The following is a 13,901-nucleotide window of genomic DNA, read 5'->3' as shown; positions in this document are numbered from 1 at the left end:
TCTCAGCCGAATTGCAGGCCGCCATTCATGTCAACGACAGTGCCGGTCATGAAGCCGGACAGCGGCGAGGCGAGGAAACCTACGGTATGGGCCACCTCTTCCGGCTGGCAGAACCGCCCGACCGGAATGGCTGCAAGCTGGCGCTGGCGGTCTTCCTCTGACAGTTGCTCCATGATCATCGGCGAAACCACATAGGCCGGCGCGACTGCATTGGCGGTGACGCCGAAAGGGGCAAGTTCGCGAGCGGACGAGTAAGTGAGGCCCACCAGCGCCGATTTCGAGACCGAATAGGCCGTGCCCGCCGTCAGGCCACCGGACTTCCAGGCATAGGACGAGATGTTGATCAGCCGCCCCCAGCGGTTTTCCTTCATGGCGGGAACGACGGCCTGCGTCAGCAGCAGGGCAGCATCGAGATTGACGGCCATCAGCCTGTGCCAGTCATCAAGCGTGGTCGCTCCCAGCTTGTGCGGCGACAGCACACCGGCATTGTTGACGAGAATGTCTATGACCTCGAAACGGTTGGCGACATCTTTCATGACGGCCCGCAGCGCCGTCGCATCGCCGAGATCGACGGCGACGGGATCACAAGCACCGCCAAACCCCTCCGCAAGCGCCGCAACAGCTTCGATGTCGCGATCGAAGGCGATTACCCTCGACCCTTGCGCGACCAGCGCCGCAACCACGGCACGGCCGATGCCGCCACAAGCGCCTGTCACGAGCGCCGTCTTGTGTTTCAGTTCCATTCTGTCTCCTCCACGTCCACTATCAAATGGACAAATGCTTCCGCTCTTCTTCAGGCAACTGTTCGTAGATCACGAAAACCATATCCAGATGCGTCACCAGCGCCTTTTCCGCACCTTCGGCATCGCCACGGTCGAGAGCATCCACGACTGCCAGATGCTCTTCGATGACGGCGGGCAATCGTTCCGGCTTTGCCCAATAACGATGGAACCGCGACAGGGTCACCTTGGCGGCAAGGATCGCCTGCCAGACGCCTTCGCGACCGGAAAACGTGCCGAGCAGGCGATGAAACGCCTCGTCGGCATGGAAGAAGCCGGATGCGTCGTTGGCGGCAATCACTCTTTCCTGCTCGGCGATGACGTCGCGCATCGTACGGCTCATTTCTTTCGTCCACTTCGGCGCGACTTCGCGCAGCAAAGCCACTTCGAGTGAACGGCGGATAAAATGGCTGTCCTGAATTTCGCCAAGCCTGATCGGCGCAACAAAGCTGCCGAGTTGCGGATAGACGTCCACAAGACCCTCTTCCGACAGGCGCTGGATCGCGGCACGCACCGGGGTGCGCGACACCGAAAACTGACGGCAGATCGAGTTTTCACTGATCGGCGCACCGGGCGCTAGGCGGACCTCGACGATCGCCTGACGCAACGCCGCATGAACCTGATCGGCAACCGAGCCATAACGATTGACCACAAGCTCCACGCTTTCGATTCCGGAGCCGGGGGCCTCTTGATGAGAGCCGCGCCCAGTGAAACCGGCAGTGGTGTTTTTCGTCATGAACGCTCCCCTTCAAAAGGCAGTCGTGAAAATCTCGTTGCTACTTGGATACAAGTATACTAGTGTCCATGGTGCTTACGCAAGTCGGCTGTTGGGAGAAAGAGCGATTAAGGGAGGTTCCAGTCGCTTTTTTTAAGGAGCAGGCCGTTTCATGGAGGAGAAAAACATGACGTATTTCATGCGCAGCCTCGTCGCTGCCGCAATCATCGGCGCGGGAGCGTGCGGTGTCGCGCAGGCGGCGGACGCCAGCAAGATCGCCCTCGTTCCGGGCGGTCCGCACCCTTATTTCGCCGCCTGGGAACAGGCCGGCAAGGACGCGGCCAAGGACTTCGGCCTGGCTGGCGCCGACTATAAGGTGCCGCAAAAGTGGGAACTGGCACAGCAGAACCAGCTTCTCGAAAGCCTTCTGAGCCAGGGTTATAACGGCTTCCTGATTTTCCCCGGCGATCCCGTCGGCGCGGTCTCGACAGCAGAGGAACTGACCGGCAACGGCGCGAATGTGATTGCTGGCGCCGGATGCTTCAAGGACCCCTCGCCCGCCGCCTTCTGCCTTGGTACCGACACCGGTAATTCCGCTTATCTCGGCACCAAGGAGCTGATCAAGGCGATGGGAACGGGCAAAAAACGCATCGCCCATTTCACCGGCTTCCTTGTGGACCCCAACACCCAGCTTCGTATCGATGCCGTGAAAAAGGCAGCTGACGAAGCCGGCGCCGAGGTCGTTCAGGTCATCGCCGATATCGACGCACCGGAACCGGCGGAAGAAAAGATCAGCGCCTACCTGGCCGCCCACGCTTCCGAAGTGGACGGCATCGTGACCACAGCCTGGGTTCCTGCGGTCGTTGCCTCCAACGCACTGCGCAAGATCGGCGACAAGCGCATCCACATGGTCGGCATCGACCACGACGAAGTCGTGCTGAAAGCGATCAAGGACGGTTTCGTCGACGGCACGATGCTTCAGAACCCCTATGGCCAGGGTTATATCGGCGCGTTTGCACTGAGCAAACTTCAGTCCGGCTGCAAGGTGAAGGAAGATGCGCCGTTCAAATCCAATGCGCTGACGACCAAGTTCATCGATTCCGGCACCGCCTATGTCGATGCCGCCAAGGTGGACAACTACATCGATGCCATGCGCGCCGAGACCAAAAAGCTGCTCACCAACTTCGATACGACCTATCTGAGCTGCAACTAATCATGCCTTGAGCGATTGCCGGGCGGCAAACGACCGCGCCCGGCAATCTGCCCTGCCAGAAAATATTCTTTCAGGCGGCAGCGCAATGACCAGGCGACACGCGCAGGCGCTTCGGGCGAACCAATACCGGGACAGTTTCATGACCGTGAACGATACTTTGCTCACAAAGGGTTCGCAGGAGGGCGACAGACGAATGGGGTCCAGCCTTTCGCAAGGCCGCTTTTTTCTGACCAATGAATTCGGCCTCATTCTGCTGATCGTCGTCTTCGCCGTCATTTTCGGCGTCGCGGCCAGCGGCTTCCTTTCGCCTTTCAATCTGTTCACGCTTGGTCGCAGTGCCGCGATCAACATCATGATCGGCCTGTCGATGATGGCGGTGATCGTGACCGGCGGCCTTAATCTTGCCGTTGGAGCGATCGGCGTCTCGGCGGCCATGGCCTGTGGTTATCTGATCGAGGTGCTTGGCGTGCCGTGGCCGCTCGCCCTCATTGGCGGTCTCGCCACCGGCGCGGCGCTCGGTTTCGTCAATGGCTGGACCGTCATCCGCACGGGGCTGCACAGCTTCATCATCACGCTTGCCACCATGAGCATCTTCTTCGGCGTGATGATCTTCCTGACGCGCGCCGAGGCCTACCGTGGCCTACCGCCGATCTTCGCAGCCTTCGGAAAACTGAAGCTCGCGACCTATTTCTCGCCGCTGCTTCTCGTCACGCTCGCAACGGCGCTTGCCCTGTCCTTTCTCTACAGACGCACCGTTCTTGGCCGCGAAATGCTGGCGGCAGGCGCACGCCCGGAAGCGGCGGAACTTTCCGGCATTCGGGTCGACCGTATCTTCATTGCCTGTCACGTACTGTCGGGCCTGCTTGCGGCACTGGCTGCCCTGATGCTGGTGACGCGCACGGGCGCCGCCATTCCTTCCATGGCAGGCCAGCTTGGGCAGGACTGGCTTCTGCCAGCTTTTCTCGGCCCTGTTCTCGGTGGCACACTTTTGCAGGGCGGCAAAGTTTCGGTGCTCGGCACCTGTCTTGGCGCACTTTTGGTCACCATGCTCACCAGCGGCCTGCTGCTGCTTCAGCTCGGTGAATTCTGGGTCCAGACATTTCTCGGCCTGCTGCTGTTGCTAGCGGTTTTGATGGACAAGGCGCGGCGAAGCTATCTCGCCCGACGCAACCTGGCTTGAGGACTGGACGATGAAGACCGACAACACCCTTCTACGCCTTGCCAGAACCGACTGGTTCGGCCCCCTATTGGTCACGGTGCTGGCAATCGCGCTTATCCGCGGCTTCAGCCCCAACTTCCTCTCTTCCTTCAACATCCAGATTCTCCTTCTTGCAATCGCGGTCAACGCGCTCATCGCCTTTTCCCAGATGATCATCATTGCCATTGGCCAGATGAACCTGTCCGTGGGCGCAATCGGCGGACTGGCCGCAATCTCCTTTGCGGGACTGATGCAGGTCTGGGGGCTTCCGGCACCGGTGGCCGCCATTGCTGCGGTGCTGATCGGTGTTGTCTGCGGCATGCTCAACGGTCTGCTGATCGCCATCACCGGCATTTCCGCCTTCGTCATCACACTGGCGACGCTGTCGATCTACAAGGGTATCAACCTTGGCATCACCCGGGCGGAGCCGTTCTACGGCGTGCCGGAACAGGTGAAAGCCTTCGGCTCGGCACTGCTCGTCGGCCCGGTTCCGTGGCTCGCAGCACCCACCATCATCATCGCATTCGCGCTGTGGTTCATGCTGCGCCGCCAGCCGATAGGCCGCTTCATCCTTGCCATTGGCGGCAACAGCCATGCGGCAGAGCTTTCCGGCATTTCGATCCGCACGACAATGATCGTGGCGCACGGCATTTCCGGCCTTCTGGCGTCCGTCGCCGGCATTCTGCTCGTATCCCGCCTGCAGATCGGCCAGCCTTCCATTGGCGATGACTGGCTCATCCTGTCCTTTGCCGCACCCGTTATCGGCGGTGCCGTACTGGCTGGCGGGCATGTCAGCGTGGGGGCGACCCTGCTCGGCGTCGTCATCGTCGCCATCATCACGCAGGCACTCGTGCTGTTCTCCATCGATCCATTCCTCGTGCAGGTGGTGCTCGGCGCAATGATCCTCGCCGCCGTTGGCATCAACCGCCTGCGCGAAACGCATCTCGGCAAAAAGACAGGAAAGGCCTGACATCATGGACAAGCAACCTGTTTTTCAGGCGCGCAACATCGAAAAAGTGTTTCCCGGCGTTCGGGCGCTCAAGGGCGTCAATCTTTCGCTGGAGCCGGGATCGATCCACGCGTTGCTGGGTGAGAACGGCGCCGGCAAATCGACGTTGATCAAGGTCATTACCGGCGTCCACCATCAGAGCAGCGGCCAGATCCTTGTCGACGGGCAGGAAGTGCGCTTTGGCAACCCGCGCGAAGCCATTGCCCGCGGCATCGGTGTTGTCCATCAGGAACGCAACCTCATCCCGCGCTTCTCGATTGCCGAGAATATCCACATGGAAAAGCTTGGGGCGCACTATCTCAAACCCATCGACTACGCCGCGCTGAACCGCGATGCACGCCGCTGGCTGCAGGCTCTCAATCTGGAAGTCGATCCGGCGATGCCGGTATCCGAGCTTTCCGTCGCGCAAATGCAGCTCGTGGAAATTGCCAAGGCGCTTTCCCTGCAAAGCCGGGTTCTTTTGCTCGACGAACCCACGACATCGCTGACCCCGAGCGAAACGGACAACCTCTTCCGCATTCTGCGCCGCCTGCGCGATGATGGAGCAAGCCTTGTCTTCGTCAGCCACAAGCTGGAAGAGGTTCTGGATATCTGCGACCGGGTAACGGTTCTGCGAGATGGCGAAAACGCCTGCGAAAGCCGGTCTATGGAAGGTCTCGGACGCCAGGACCTGGTGCGCCTGATGATTGGCCGTGCCGAAGGCGGCGGTGGCTGGCGCAAACGCGCGGTCGAGCACAATCCGCTGGTGCTTGAACTCAAAGGTGTCTCTACCGCAATCGGCCATCGCGATGTCAGTCTTTCCGTGCGCAAGGGAGAAATCGTCGGCCTTTACGGGCTGGTGGGCGCTGGGCGCACCGAATTGGCAAAATCGATCATGGGTAAATTCGCCGTCACGGAAGGCGAAGTCCGGATCGAAGATCGCCCGGCCCGCATCCGATCCGTTGCCGAAGCCATCCACGAATACGGAGTCGGTTATGTCAGCGAGGACCGCAAGGGTGACGGCCTCATTCTCCAGCATTCCGTTCTTGCCAATGCGGGCGTTCCCATCTGGCGCAAGCTCTCAAACGCATTCGGCGTGCTTTCCGACAGCCGCATCCGTGCGGCGGTCACCCCTTTCCTGCAGAAACTTGAGGTGAAGACGCCGAGCCTGAGCCAGACCGTGGGTAATCTTTCCGGCGGCAACCAGCAGAAGATCAGCGTCGCCAAGTGGCTTGCGGCCGACGTGAAGCTGCTGATTGTAGACGAACCTTCTGTTGGCATCGACATCAAGACCAAGGCCTATCTGCACGATCTGCTGCGCGAGCTTGCAGACAGCGGCACCGCCATTCTCGTCATTACCAGTGACATGCCGGAGATGGTGGCACTGGCCGACCGCATTGTTGTCATGGACCGCTATCGGGTTAAAGGCGTGGTCGAAAACAATGGCGTCTATGCCGATATGAGCGAGGGTATCATGGGCTTGATCCATGATGCGGAGCGCGTAACGGCCCTTTCACGTCAGGCATGACGCACTGCCTTGCCGAAGTGTCATCGCAAAAACCGCACGCTGTTCCGGTAGGGCGTCAGGTACCATCGGACGGCTGCTCGAAATCTCTCACGGCACGACGCCTTCTGCTGGGCGGAACGGCGTATTTCTGGGTGTAGCAACGGGTGAAATGGGCAGCGGTCGAGAACCCCGTCAGCAAGGCCACGTCAACGATCGAAAGCGAGGTCTGCTGCAGCAGCTCATCCGCCTTTGCCAGCCGAAGACCACGGTAAAAAGACATCATGGATTGGTCGAAATGGCTGGAAAACAGACGGTGGAACTGGCGAATACTGCTGCCGCACAATTGGCCCAGCTGCTCCGGCGACAGGGGATCCGCAACATGGGTCGTCATGAGTTCAATGGCAGCTTCGAGTACCGGGTGGTGGACGTTGAAACGTTGGCCGGCGCGGCCCAACTGAGGCTCATCGGCCGTTCTCAAACGCGGATGTATGAACCATTCGCTGACATCGCGCGCGAAGGCAGAACCATGGTCTTTCGCAATAAAAGCCCCCATCATGTCAATGGCGGCAACGCCGCCCGCGCAAGTGTAGCGATCGCGATCGATGACGTAGAGCGCACGCTCGATCAGGAGATCGCTGGCATATTCACTAAGCGGATCGATGTGGGTCCAGTGAACGGTAAAACGTCTGCCCGTCATCAGACCGGATTTGGCAAGGATCGCCGCGCCGCCGGAAATGCCTCCGAGCTTGACACCCCGCTGGTTGAGCGTGCGCAGGTTGCGCACAAGTGCCGGATCTTCATAGAGCATGGGATTTCCGCCCGCGACGATGAAGACCAGATCCAGCTTCTCAGACAAAGCCCGCGAAACGGGCGCGGTATCGAAACCTCCGCCTGACGTGGATGCGCCAAACCCGCCATTCGCCGAGTAAAACCGGCAATGGTAGAGCGTTTTGCCGGCAAGGTGATTGGCCGCGCGCAGCGGCTCAACCGCCGCAGCCAACGACATCAGCGCATAACCCTCAATGAGTATGAACCCGATCGACATCGACCCTTCGGCGTGCATGACCTGCTCCACGACAATCCCTAGGGCAAGCTTAGCCGACTTGGCCAAAATGGACAATAATGCGTCCGTCATGGATAAAAAAATCGTGCGGTATCGCGCTATAAACTTGGACAACCGCCCTGTTTTCGAGGAACACAGATTTGCGCTATTCGGCTCTCCAGGTTTTCAAACAGGCCCTGACCGGCCACAAGGGCTGGCGCCCACTGTGGCGGAACCCCGATCCGCAACCTCATTACGATTTCATCATTGTTGGCGGTGGCGGTCATGGACTTGCAACGGCCTATTATCTAGCCAAGACCTTCTCCAAGTCGCGGATCGCCGTTCTGGAAAAAGGCTGGCTGGGATCAGGAAACATCGGGCGCAACACCACGATCATCCGCTCAAACTATCTGCTGCCCGGAAACGAGCCATTCTATGAGTTTTCGATGAAACTCTGGGAAGGGCTTGAACAGGAATTCAATTTCAATGCGATGGTAAGCCAGCGCGGCATTGTGAACCTGTTCCACACCGACGCGCAGCGCGACGCCTACCGCCGTCGCGGAAACGCCATGCTGCTGGCCGGTGCGGACGCGCAACTGCTGGCGCAAGACGATCTCCGCGCCATGATCCCGTTTCTCAATTTCGACAATGCACGCTTTCCGATCAAGGGTGGCCTTTACCAGCGCCGCGCTGGAACTGCCCGCCACGACGGCGTTGCCTGGGGTTACGCGCGCGGCGCTGATCTGGCAGGGGTCGATCTTATCCAGAACTGCGAAGTCCAGGGGTTTCGCATCGAGGATGGAACGATCAAGGGCGTGGAAACCAGCCGTGGCTACATCGGTGCCGGAAAGGTCGGCGTCGCCGTGGCGGGATCGACCGGCCGCGTCATGGCCATGGCGGGCATGCGTCTGCCGATTGAAAGCCATGTGCTGCAAGCCTTCGTTTCGGAAGGGCTGAAGCCGACCATACCGGGCGTCATAACCTTCGGAGCAGGCCATTTCTACGTCAGCCAGTCCGACAAGGGTGGCCTGGTCTTCGGTGGCGATATCGACGGCTATAACTCCTATGCCCAGCGCGGCAATCTGCCCGTCATCGAAGATGTCGCCGAGGGCGGCATGGCGCTGATGCCGATGATCGGCCGGGCGCGCCTGCTGCGCATATGGGGTGGCATCATGGACATGTCGATGGACGGTTCACCGATCATCGACCACACGCCTGTGAAGGGCCTCTATCTCAATGCCGGCTGGTGTTACGGCGGCTTCAAGGCGACGCCGGCCAGCGGCTATGCATTCGCGCATCTGCTGGCCACGGATACCCCGCATGATACGGCCAAGGCCTACAGGCTCGACCGGTTCGAAAAGGGCTATGTCATCGACGAAAAGGGCGCCGGCGCCCAACCGAACCTTCACTGAGGCTTGAACAATGCTGATCCCTCACCCACTGCTCGGGCCGCGCGACGCTCAGGAATTCACCTATCTCGGCGATGCCGCCCTGTTGCGTCGCCCGGACGGAATGGCCGAGAGCGCTGCGAAAGACTTCAACGATTATGTCTATCTGCGTGACAATCCCGCCGGCCTGCATCGGGAACTGTGGTTTCACGAACAGGGTGATCGCAGCTGGCTCGTGGTCACTCGAAACACCGTCACCCATGAAATCCTCGGAGCGGAACTCGCAAACGAGGTAGCGCTCCGTCAGAAGGCAGATGAAGCATGAGACTGAAGGACGGCTTGATCGACCGCAGCAAGGTGCTGCATTTCACCTTCGATGGAAAGAATTATCAGGGGCATCCCGGCGACACGCTCGCCTCGGCACTTCTGGCAAACGATGTCCGCCTGATGGGGCGCAGCTTCAAATATCATCGCCCCAGAGGCGTGATCTCTGCCGGCTCAGAAGAGCCGAATGCGCTGGTCGAATTGCGCACGGGATCGCGGATGGAGCCTAATACCCGCGCCACGACGGTCGAACTGTTCGACGGGCTGGAGGCGAAAAGCCAGAACCGCTGGCCGTCCCTGTCTTTCGATGCCCTTGCGATCAATGATCTGTTTGCCGATTTCCTGACCGCAGGCTTTTACTACAAGACGTTCATGTGGCCGAAGGCGTTCTGGGAAAAGCTCTATGAGCCCGCCATTCGCAAGGCTGCGGGACTTGGAAGCCTGTCGATGAAACCGGACCCCGACACTTACGACAAGGGGTTCCTTCACTGCGATCTGCTGGTCATCGGCGCCGGAGCGGCCGGTCTGGCTGCTGCCCTGACCGCGGCGCGTGCCGGTGCCAAGGTTATTCTGGCGGACGAGGACAATCGCCTCGGAGGTCGCCTGCTTGCAGAGAGCCACCTGCTCGACGGCGCACCTGCAACCGACTGGATCGGAACGCTCGAGGCGGAGTTTTCAACCCTGCCGAACCTGCGCGTCATGCGCCGCACCACGGTTTTCGGCTCATTCGACCATGGCATATTCGGTGCGGTCGAACGGGTTTCCGACCATCTTGTCGCACCAAAGGGCGTACGCCAGTCCCTCTGGCGCATCACTGCAAAGCGCACGGTGCTTGCCGCCGGGGCGACAGAGAGGCATATCCCGTTTAAAAATAACGACCGGCCGGGGATCATGCTTGCCGGTTCGCTGCGTGCCTATGCCAATCGCTGGGCAGTCAGTCCGGCAAGCAGGGTCGCAATCTTCACCAATAACGATGACGGCCATCGGACCGCTGTCGACCTGGCTGCGAAAGGTGTCGAGATCGCCGCAGTCATCGATCCGCGCCCGGATGCGCGGGCGCTTGCGGAATACCGTCTGATTGCGGGGGCGACAGTTACCGGCAGCAAAGGCAGGCTGGGGTTGGTTTCCATTGATGTCCGCAAGGATGGCTATGACGAAACCATCGATTGCGGTGCGCTTGGTATCTCCGGGGGCTGGAACCCCAATGTTCATCTTACATCGCACCAGCGCGGTCGCCCGTTATGGGATGACGGGCTACAGGCATTCCTGCCCGGCGACGTACCCTCGCATATGCTCGTTGCAGGGGCGGCGGCCGGCAAAGGCAGCACAGGGGCGGCGCTGATCTCCGGTGCATCCGCTGCCATAACGGCTCTGGAGCAAATGGGGATTGCCACATCCAGGCCAGCCCTGCCGGAGGCCGAGGATACGCAAATCGGCATCAAGCCCCTGTGGCATGTGCCGGGGAAAGGGCGCGCCTGGGTCGATTTTCAGAACGACGTCACGGTCAAGGATATCAAGCTCGCCCATCAGGAAAACATGCGGCCCATCGAGCATCTCAAGCGCTGGACCACGCTTGGTATGGCAACTGACCAGGGCAAGACATCGAATGCCACTGCTTTGGCAATCATGTCCGAACTGACGGGCAAATCGATACCGGATACGGGTACGACGATTTTTCGCCCTCCCTATACGCCGGTTTCGATGGCGGTACTCGGCGGCGGCGACACCGGCGCACATTTCCGTCCGCGCCGCCTGACACCCAGTCATGCCTGGGCTGAAGCGCATGGCGCCGTTTTCGTCGAAGTCGGTCAATGGATGCGTGCCCAATATTTCCCTCAAGCCGGGGAGACCCATTGGCGGCAATCCGTCGACCGCGAGGTTCTGGCCACCCGAAAGGGCGTCGGCATCTGCGATGTGACGACGCTTGGCAAGGTGGATGTTCAGGGCGCCGATGCGGCTGAATTTCTCGACCGTCTCTACTGCAATGCAATGAAGAGCCTCAAGGTCGGCATGGTCCGTTACGGCCTGATGCTGCGGGAAGACGGCCACGCCTATGATGACGGCACCTGTGCCCGTCTGCGTGAGGATCATTATATCGTCACCACGACCACGGCCCAGGCCGGCCCGGTCTATCGTCACATGGAGTTCGCCCGCCAATGCCTGTGGCCGGAATTGGATGTGCAATTGATCTCGGCAACGGATGCCTGGGCACAGCTCGCAGTCGCCGGTCCGAACGCCCGCCGCCTTATCGAACGCATTGTCGATGGTTTCGACCTTTCCAACGCAGCCTTTCCCTTCATGGCCTGCGCCGAACTGACGGTTTGCGGGGGATTGCGAGCACGGCTGTTCCGGATCTCGTTTTCAGGGGAACTTGCTTACGAGATTGCAGTCCCCGCCCGCTACGGTAATGCCCTGATGTCCCGGCTGATGGAAATCGGTGCGGATCTTGGAGCCACCGCCTACGGGACGGAAGCGCTTGGTGTCATGCGTATCGAAAAAGGCCATGCTGCCGGAAACGAGTTGAACGGCCAGACGACAGCGCAGATGCTGGGCATGGGCAGGATGGTTTCGACCAAGAAAGACGCGATTGGCACCGTCATGACTCGCCGCGAAGGGCTTGTCGGCGAAAGCCGGGTGCTCGTCGGCCTGCAGCCGCTTGCGGCAACGGACCCTGTGGTGTCAGGTTCACATCTGTTTACCCGCGGCGCCAGCCAGAATACCGAGACCGATCAAGGCTGGATCACATCCGCCTGCTATTCGCCCAACCTCGGTTTCAGCATCGGTCTTGGTTTCCTTGCCGATGGTGCAAACCGTATCGGAGAGATCATCGTCGCGGCCAACCCCTTGCAGGGACAGTCGGTCGAATTGCGTGTGGTCTCGCCCCATTTCATCGACCCTGAGGGAGAGAGACTCCGTGCCTGATTTGAAGCCGACAACCGCACTCGGCGCGCAGACTTCGCGGCGCGCCCGCCATGGCACGCTGCGACTTGAGGAAAATTCGGGGCTTGCCCTCGCATCGCTCAGCCTGCGCCGCAACGTCAAAGAACCGGTGCCCTTTGACCTCACCTTGCAGGGTCCCGGAAAATGGGTCCAGCAAGGCCCGGTTTCAGCTTTTTGGACGGGGCCGGGCCAATGGCTGATTGAGGCCGCAGACCGGGCCGAAACGGATTTCGCCGCAGAACTCGCGAGCCTTTGCCCTTCCTGTTCCGTGACGGAACAGACCGATGGCTTCGTCGCCTTCGAAATCGAGAGCGACGCAGGCGAGGCGCCGATTGTCGCGCTCATGCAGAAGCTGGTGAACCTCGATCCCTCGGTATTCGGGCAAGGGACCGCCACGCGCACAGGCATGGAACATATGAGCGTTTTCGTCATCCGGCGCGCGCCGGACCGCCTTGCCATCCTCGGCATGCGCTCCGCTGCGGAAACACTGTGGCATGTGATCGAGACTGCGATCCGTCGTCAGGCGGAACTTCTTGGCGCTGCCGCATAAAGCGGGACTGCAAAGCCACCAGACCGTTTTTTGCCAATCGTCGACCTGTACGGGCGAACTGTGTCGTGTTGACATGGGCACATCGGGATCATCTCGAACGGTTACCGTTCTGAGCCATCAGTGAATAATCGCTCTGACGACGGCGCAAATCATATTGTCGCAAAAATCGACTAGATGGGCTATCGCCGCCTGTGAAAACGGCCGGACTAGTGCAGCGGAAATATGAGGTTATCGTAGTGACAAGCGACAATGTTCAATATTTTTCGGCAACACTCTATTTTGACGATTTGCCCACCCTGTCGGCTGAGGCGCTGATCGAAGCCTGGGGCCTTGAAGGGTACGAATGTGAGCAACTGGAGAGCGAAGGCGTCTTTGACGGCTTTCGCGGCGGAACCCGCGTCTTCGTTGGCATTCCCGAGGCGGTGGGAACGCTGGCAATTCCTGCTCACTATCCTGCGGTAGCGCGGGTCGAAGTCGACTGGACGAACACGTTCTGCATCAATGCAAAAGCTGCGCATGATGACCTGTGCCGTGCGACCCATCAGGCGAAATTCAAACTGATGATCGTGGCGGATGACGACGACCCCACAGTGGCACATAACGAGATCGCCATGACCCTGCTCGGCATTCACCAGCTTGCACCGATGCGCGCCGTTGTGTTGCATTATCTCGACCTCATCGTCGGCCGCACCGATCTCGACGACTGTCTGAGCTACGCCAACAGTCACCTGGATCAGCCGCAACAGACAGCAACAATGCTTGCCTATGGCGCCTTCGTGATCCGGGAGAACGGCGCGACCAGAGCCTGGACTACGGGTCTCGAGCATTTCGGCCAAACGAATTTGCTCTTCGACACGTCGTCGGATAACCCGACGGAGGCTCTTCTTGCCGTATTTGGGCTTGGACATCTCGCCGTCCACGGAAAACGCTTCAAGGCGGGCGAAGCCGTAACCTCATTCGACCTTCTTGCCCGGTTTGAATCCGCCGAGATGGGCGGGCAGCCCATGCTGCGGATTGTCAAACACGAAGCCGGCCAACCGGTATTGAATCGGCCGGGCTAGCAACAACAGAGCATTTTCATTCCCGCTATGGAAATGCCGTCTTCCGCCCCGCTTTCCTTGCGGTCGGATGACGAGTTTTGTTCTGGCGAGCTGGGGAAAACGCTTCGCGTATATCGACAGGGCGTGAATTATGGTGCTCCAAGGAATGGCAAAGCCTGACGCAATATCTTCAAACGGACGACAGGCAAATTCCAAG

12 protein-coding genes are annotated in these 13,901 nt (G+C 59.9%); 9 read left to right on the top strand and 3 right to left on the bottom strand.

Annotated features, from left to right (window positions below; genetic code table 11):
• Positions 1-2: 2 nt before the first annotated feature.
• The gene (locus tag AC5SEO_RS15480) at positions 3-743 is read right to left on the bottom strand and encodes an SDR family NAD(P)-dependent oxidoreductase (protein WP_060642850.1); all 741 of its coding nucleotides are present in this window, start codon (positions 741-743) and stop codon (positions 3-5) included.
• Positions 744-765: 22 nt separating this feature from the next.
• Positions 766-1,515, bottom strand: coding sequence for a GntR family transcriptional regulator (locus AC5SEO_RS15475; RefSeq protein ID WP_019566872.1), 750 nt, complete (start codon positions 1,513-1,515; stop codon positions 766-768).
• 151 nt (positions 1,516-1,666) lie between these two features.
• Between AC5SEO_RS15475 and AC5SEO_RS15470 the strand changes: the two genes are divergently transcribed.
• The 4 genes from AC5SEO_RS15470 (at position 1,667) to AC5SEO_RS15455 (ending at position 6,421) form a co-directional block, all read left to right on the top strand.
• On the top strand, positions 1,667-2,707 hold the full coding sequence (locus AC5SEO_RS15470; RefSeq protein WP_173994317.1) for a sugar ABC transporter substrate-binding protein: 1,041 nt from the start codon (positions 1,667-1,669) through the stop codon (positions 2,705-2,707).
• Positions 2,708-2,846: 139 nt separating this feature from the next.
• Positions 2,847-3,887 carry an ABC transporter permease gene (locus AC5SEO_RS15465; protein ID WP_060642848.1) on the top strand — a complete coding sequence of 347 codons (1,041 nt, stop codon included), beginning with the start codon at positions 2,847-2,849 and terminating at the stop codon, positions 3,885-3,887.
• 10 nt (positions 3,888-3,897) lie between these two features.
• Positions 3,898-4,875 (top strand): ABC transporter permease, encoded by a 978-nt coding sequence (locus tag AC5SEO_RS15460; RefSeq protein ID WP_112286193.1) that lies wholly within the window; start codon positions 3,898-3,900, stop codon positions 4,873-4,875.
• A 4-nt stretch (positions 4,876-4,879) separates the two neighbouring features.
• On the top strand, positions 4,880-6,421 hold the full coding sequence (locus AC5SEO_RS15455) for a sugar ABC transporter ATP-binding protein (protein ID WP_038494827.1): 1,542 nt from the start codon (positions 4,880-4,882) through the stop codon (positions 6,419-6,421).
• Positions 6,422-6,476: 55 nt separating this feature from the next.
• On the opposite strand, the gene AC5SEO_RS15450 is transcribed toward AC5SEO_RS15455, so the two are convergent.
• A complete protein-coding gene (locus AC5SEO_RS15450; RefSeq protein ID WP_495363893.1) occupies positions 6,477-7,463 on the bottom strand; it encodes a GlxA family transcriptional regulator in 987 nt (328 codons plus the stop codon).
• A 140-nt stretch (positions 7,464-7,603) separates the two neighbouring features.
• On the opposite strand from AC5SEO_RS15450, the gene AC5SEO_RS15445 reads away from it, so the two are divergent.
• From AC5SEO_RS15445 to AC5SEO_RS15425, 5 genes are all read left to right on the top strand, one after another.
• Complete coding sequence (locus tag AC5SEO_RS15445) at positions 7,604-8,854, top strand: sarcosine oxidase subunit beta family protein (protein ID WP_003518227.1); 1,251 nt, start codon at positions 7,604-7,606, stop codon at positions 8,852-8,854.
• A 10-nt stretch (positions 8,855-8,864) separates the two neighbouring features.
• Positions 8,865-9,155, top strand: a complete 291-nt coding sequence (locus tag AC5SEO_RS15440; protein ID WP_003518230.1) for a sarcosine oxidase subunit delta — start codon at positions 8,865-8,867, stop codon at positions 9,153-9,155.
• Entirely contained in the window at positions 9,152-12,076 is a 2,925-nt protein-coding gene (locus tag AC5SEO_RS15435) for a sarcosine oxidase subunit alpha family protein (protein ID WP_174069076.1), read from the top strand. The genes AC5SEO_RS15440 and AC5SEO_RS15435 overlap by 4 nt, the downstream gene beginning before the upstream one ends.
• A complete protein-coding gene (locus AC5SEO_RS15430; RefSeq protein WP_060642843.1) occupies positions 12,069-12,644 on the top strand; it encodes a sarcosine oxidase subunit gamma in 576 nt (191 codons plus the stop codon). The genes AC5SEO_RS15435 and AC5SEO_RS15430 overlap by 8 nt, the downstream gene beginning before the upstream one ends.
• A 236-nt stretch (positions 12,645-12,880) precedes the next feature.
• Positions 12,881-13,705: a hypothetical protein gene (locus AC5SEO_RS15425; protein WP_174069075.1), complete on the top strand. Its 825-nt coding sequence runs from the start codon at positions 12,881-12,883 to the stop codon at positions 13,703-13,705.
• The last annotated feature ends 196 nt before the right edge of the window (positions 13,706-13,901 follow it).

The organism is Agrobacterium sp. K11 (assembly GCF_059429395.1).
This window is presented reverse-complemented; position numbering and strand designations above follow the sequence as displayed.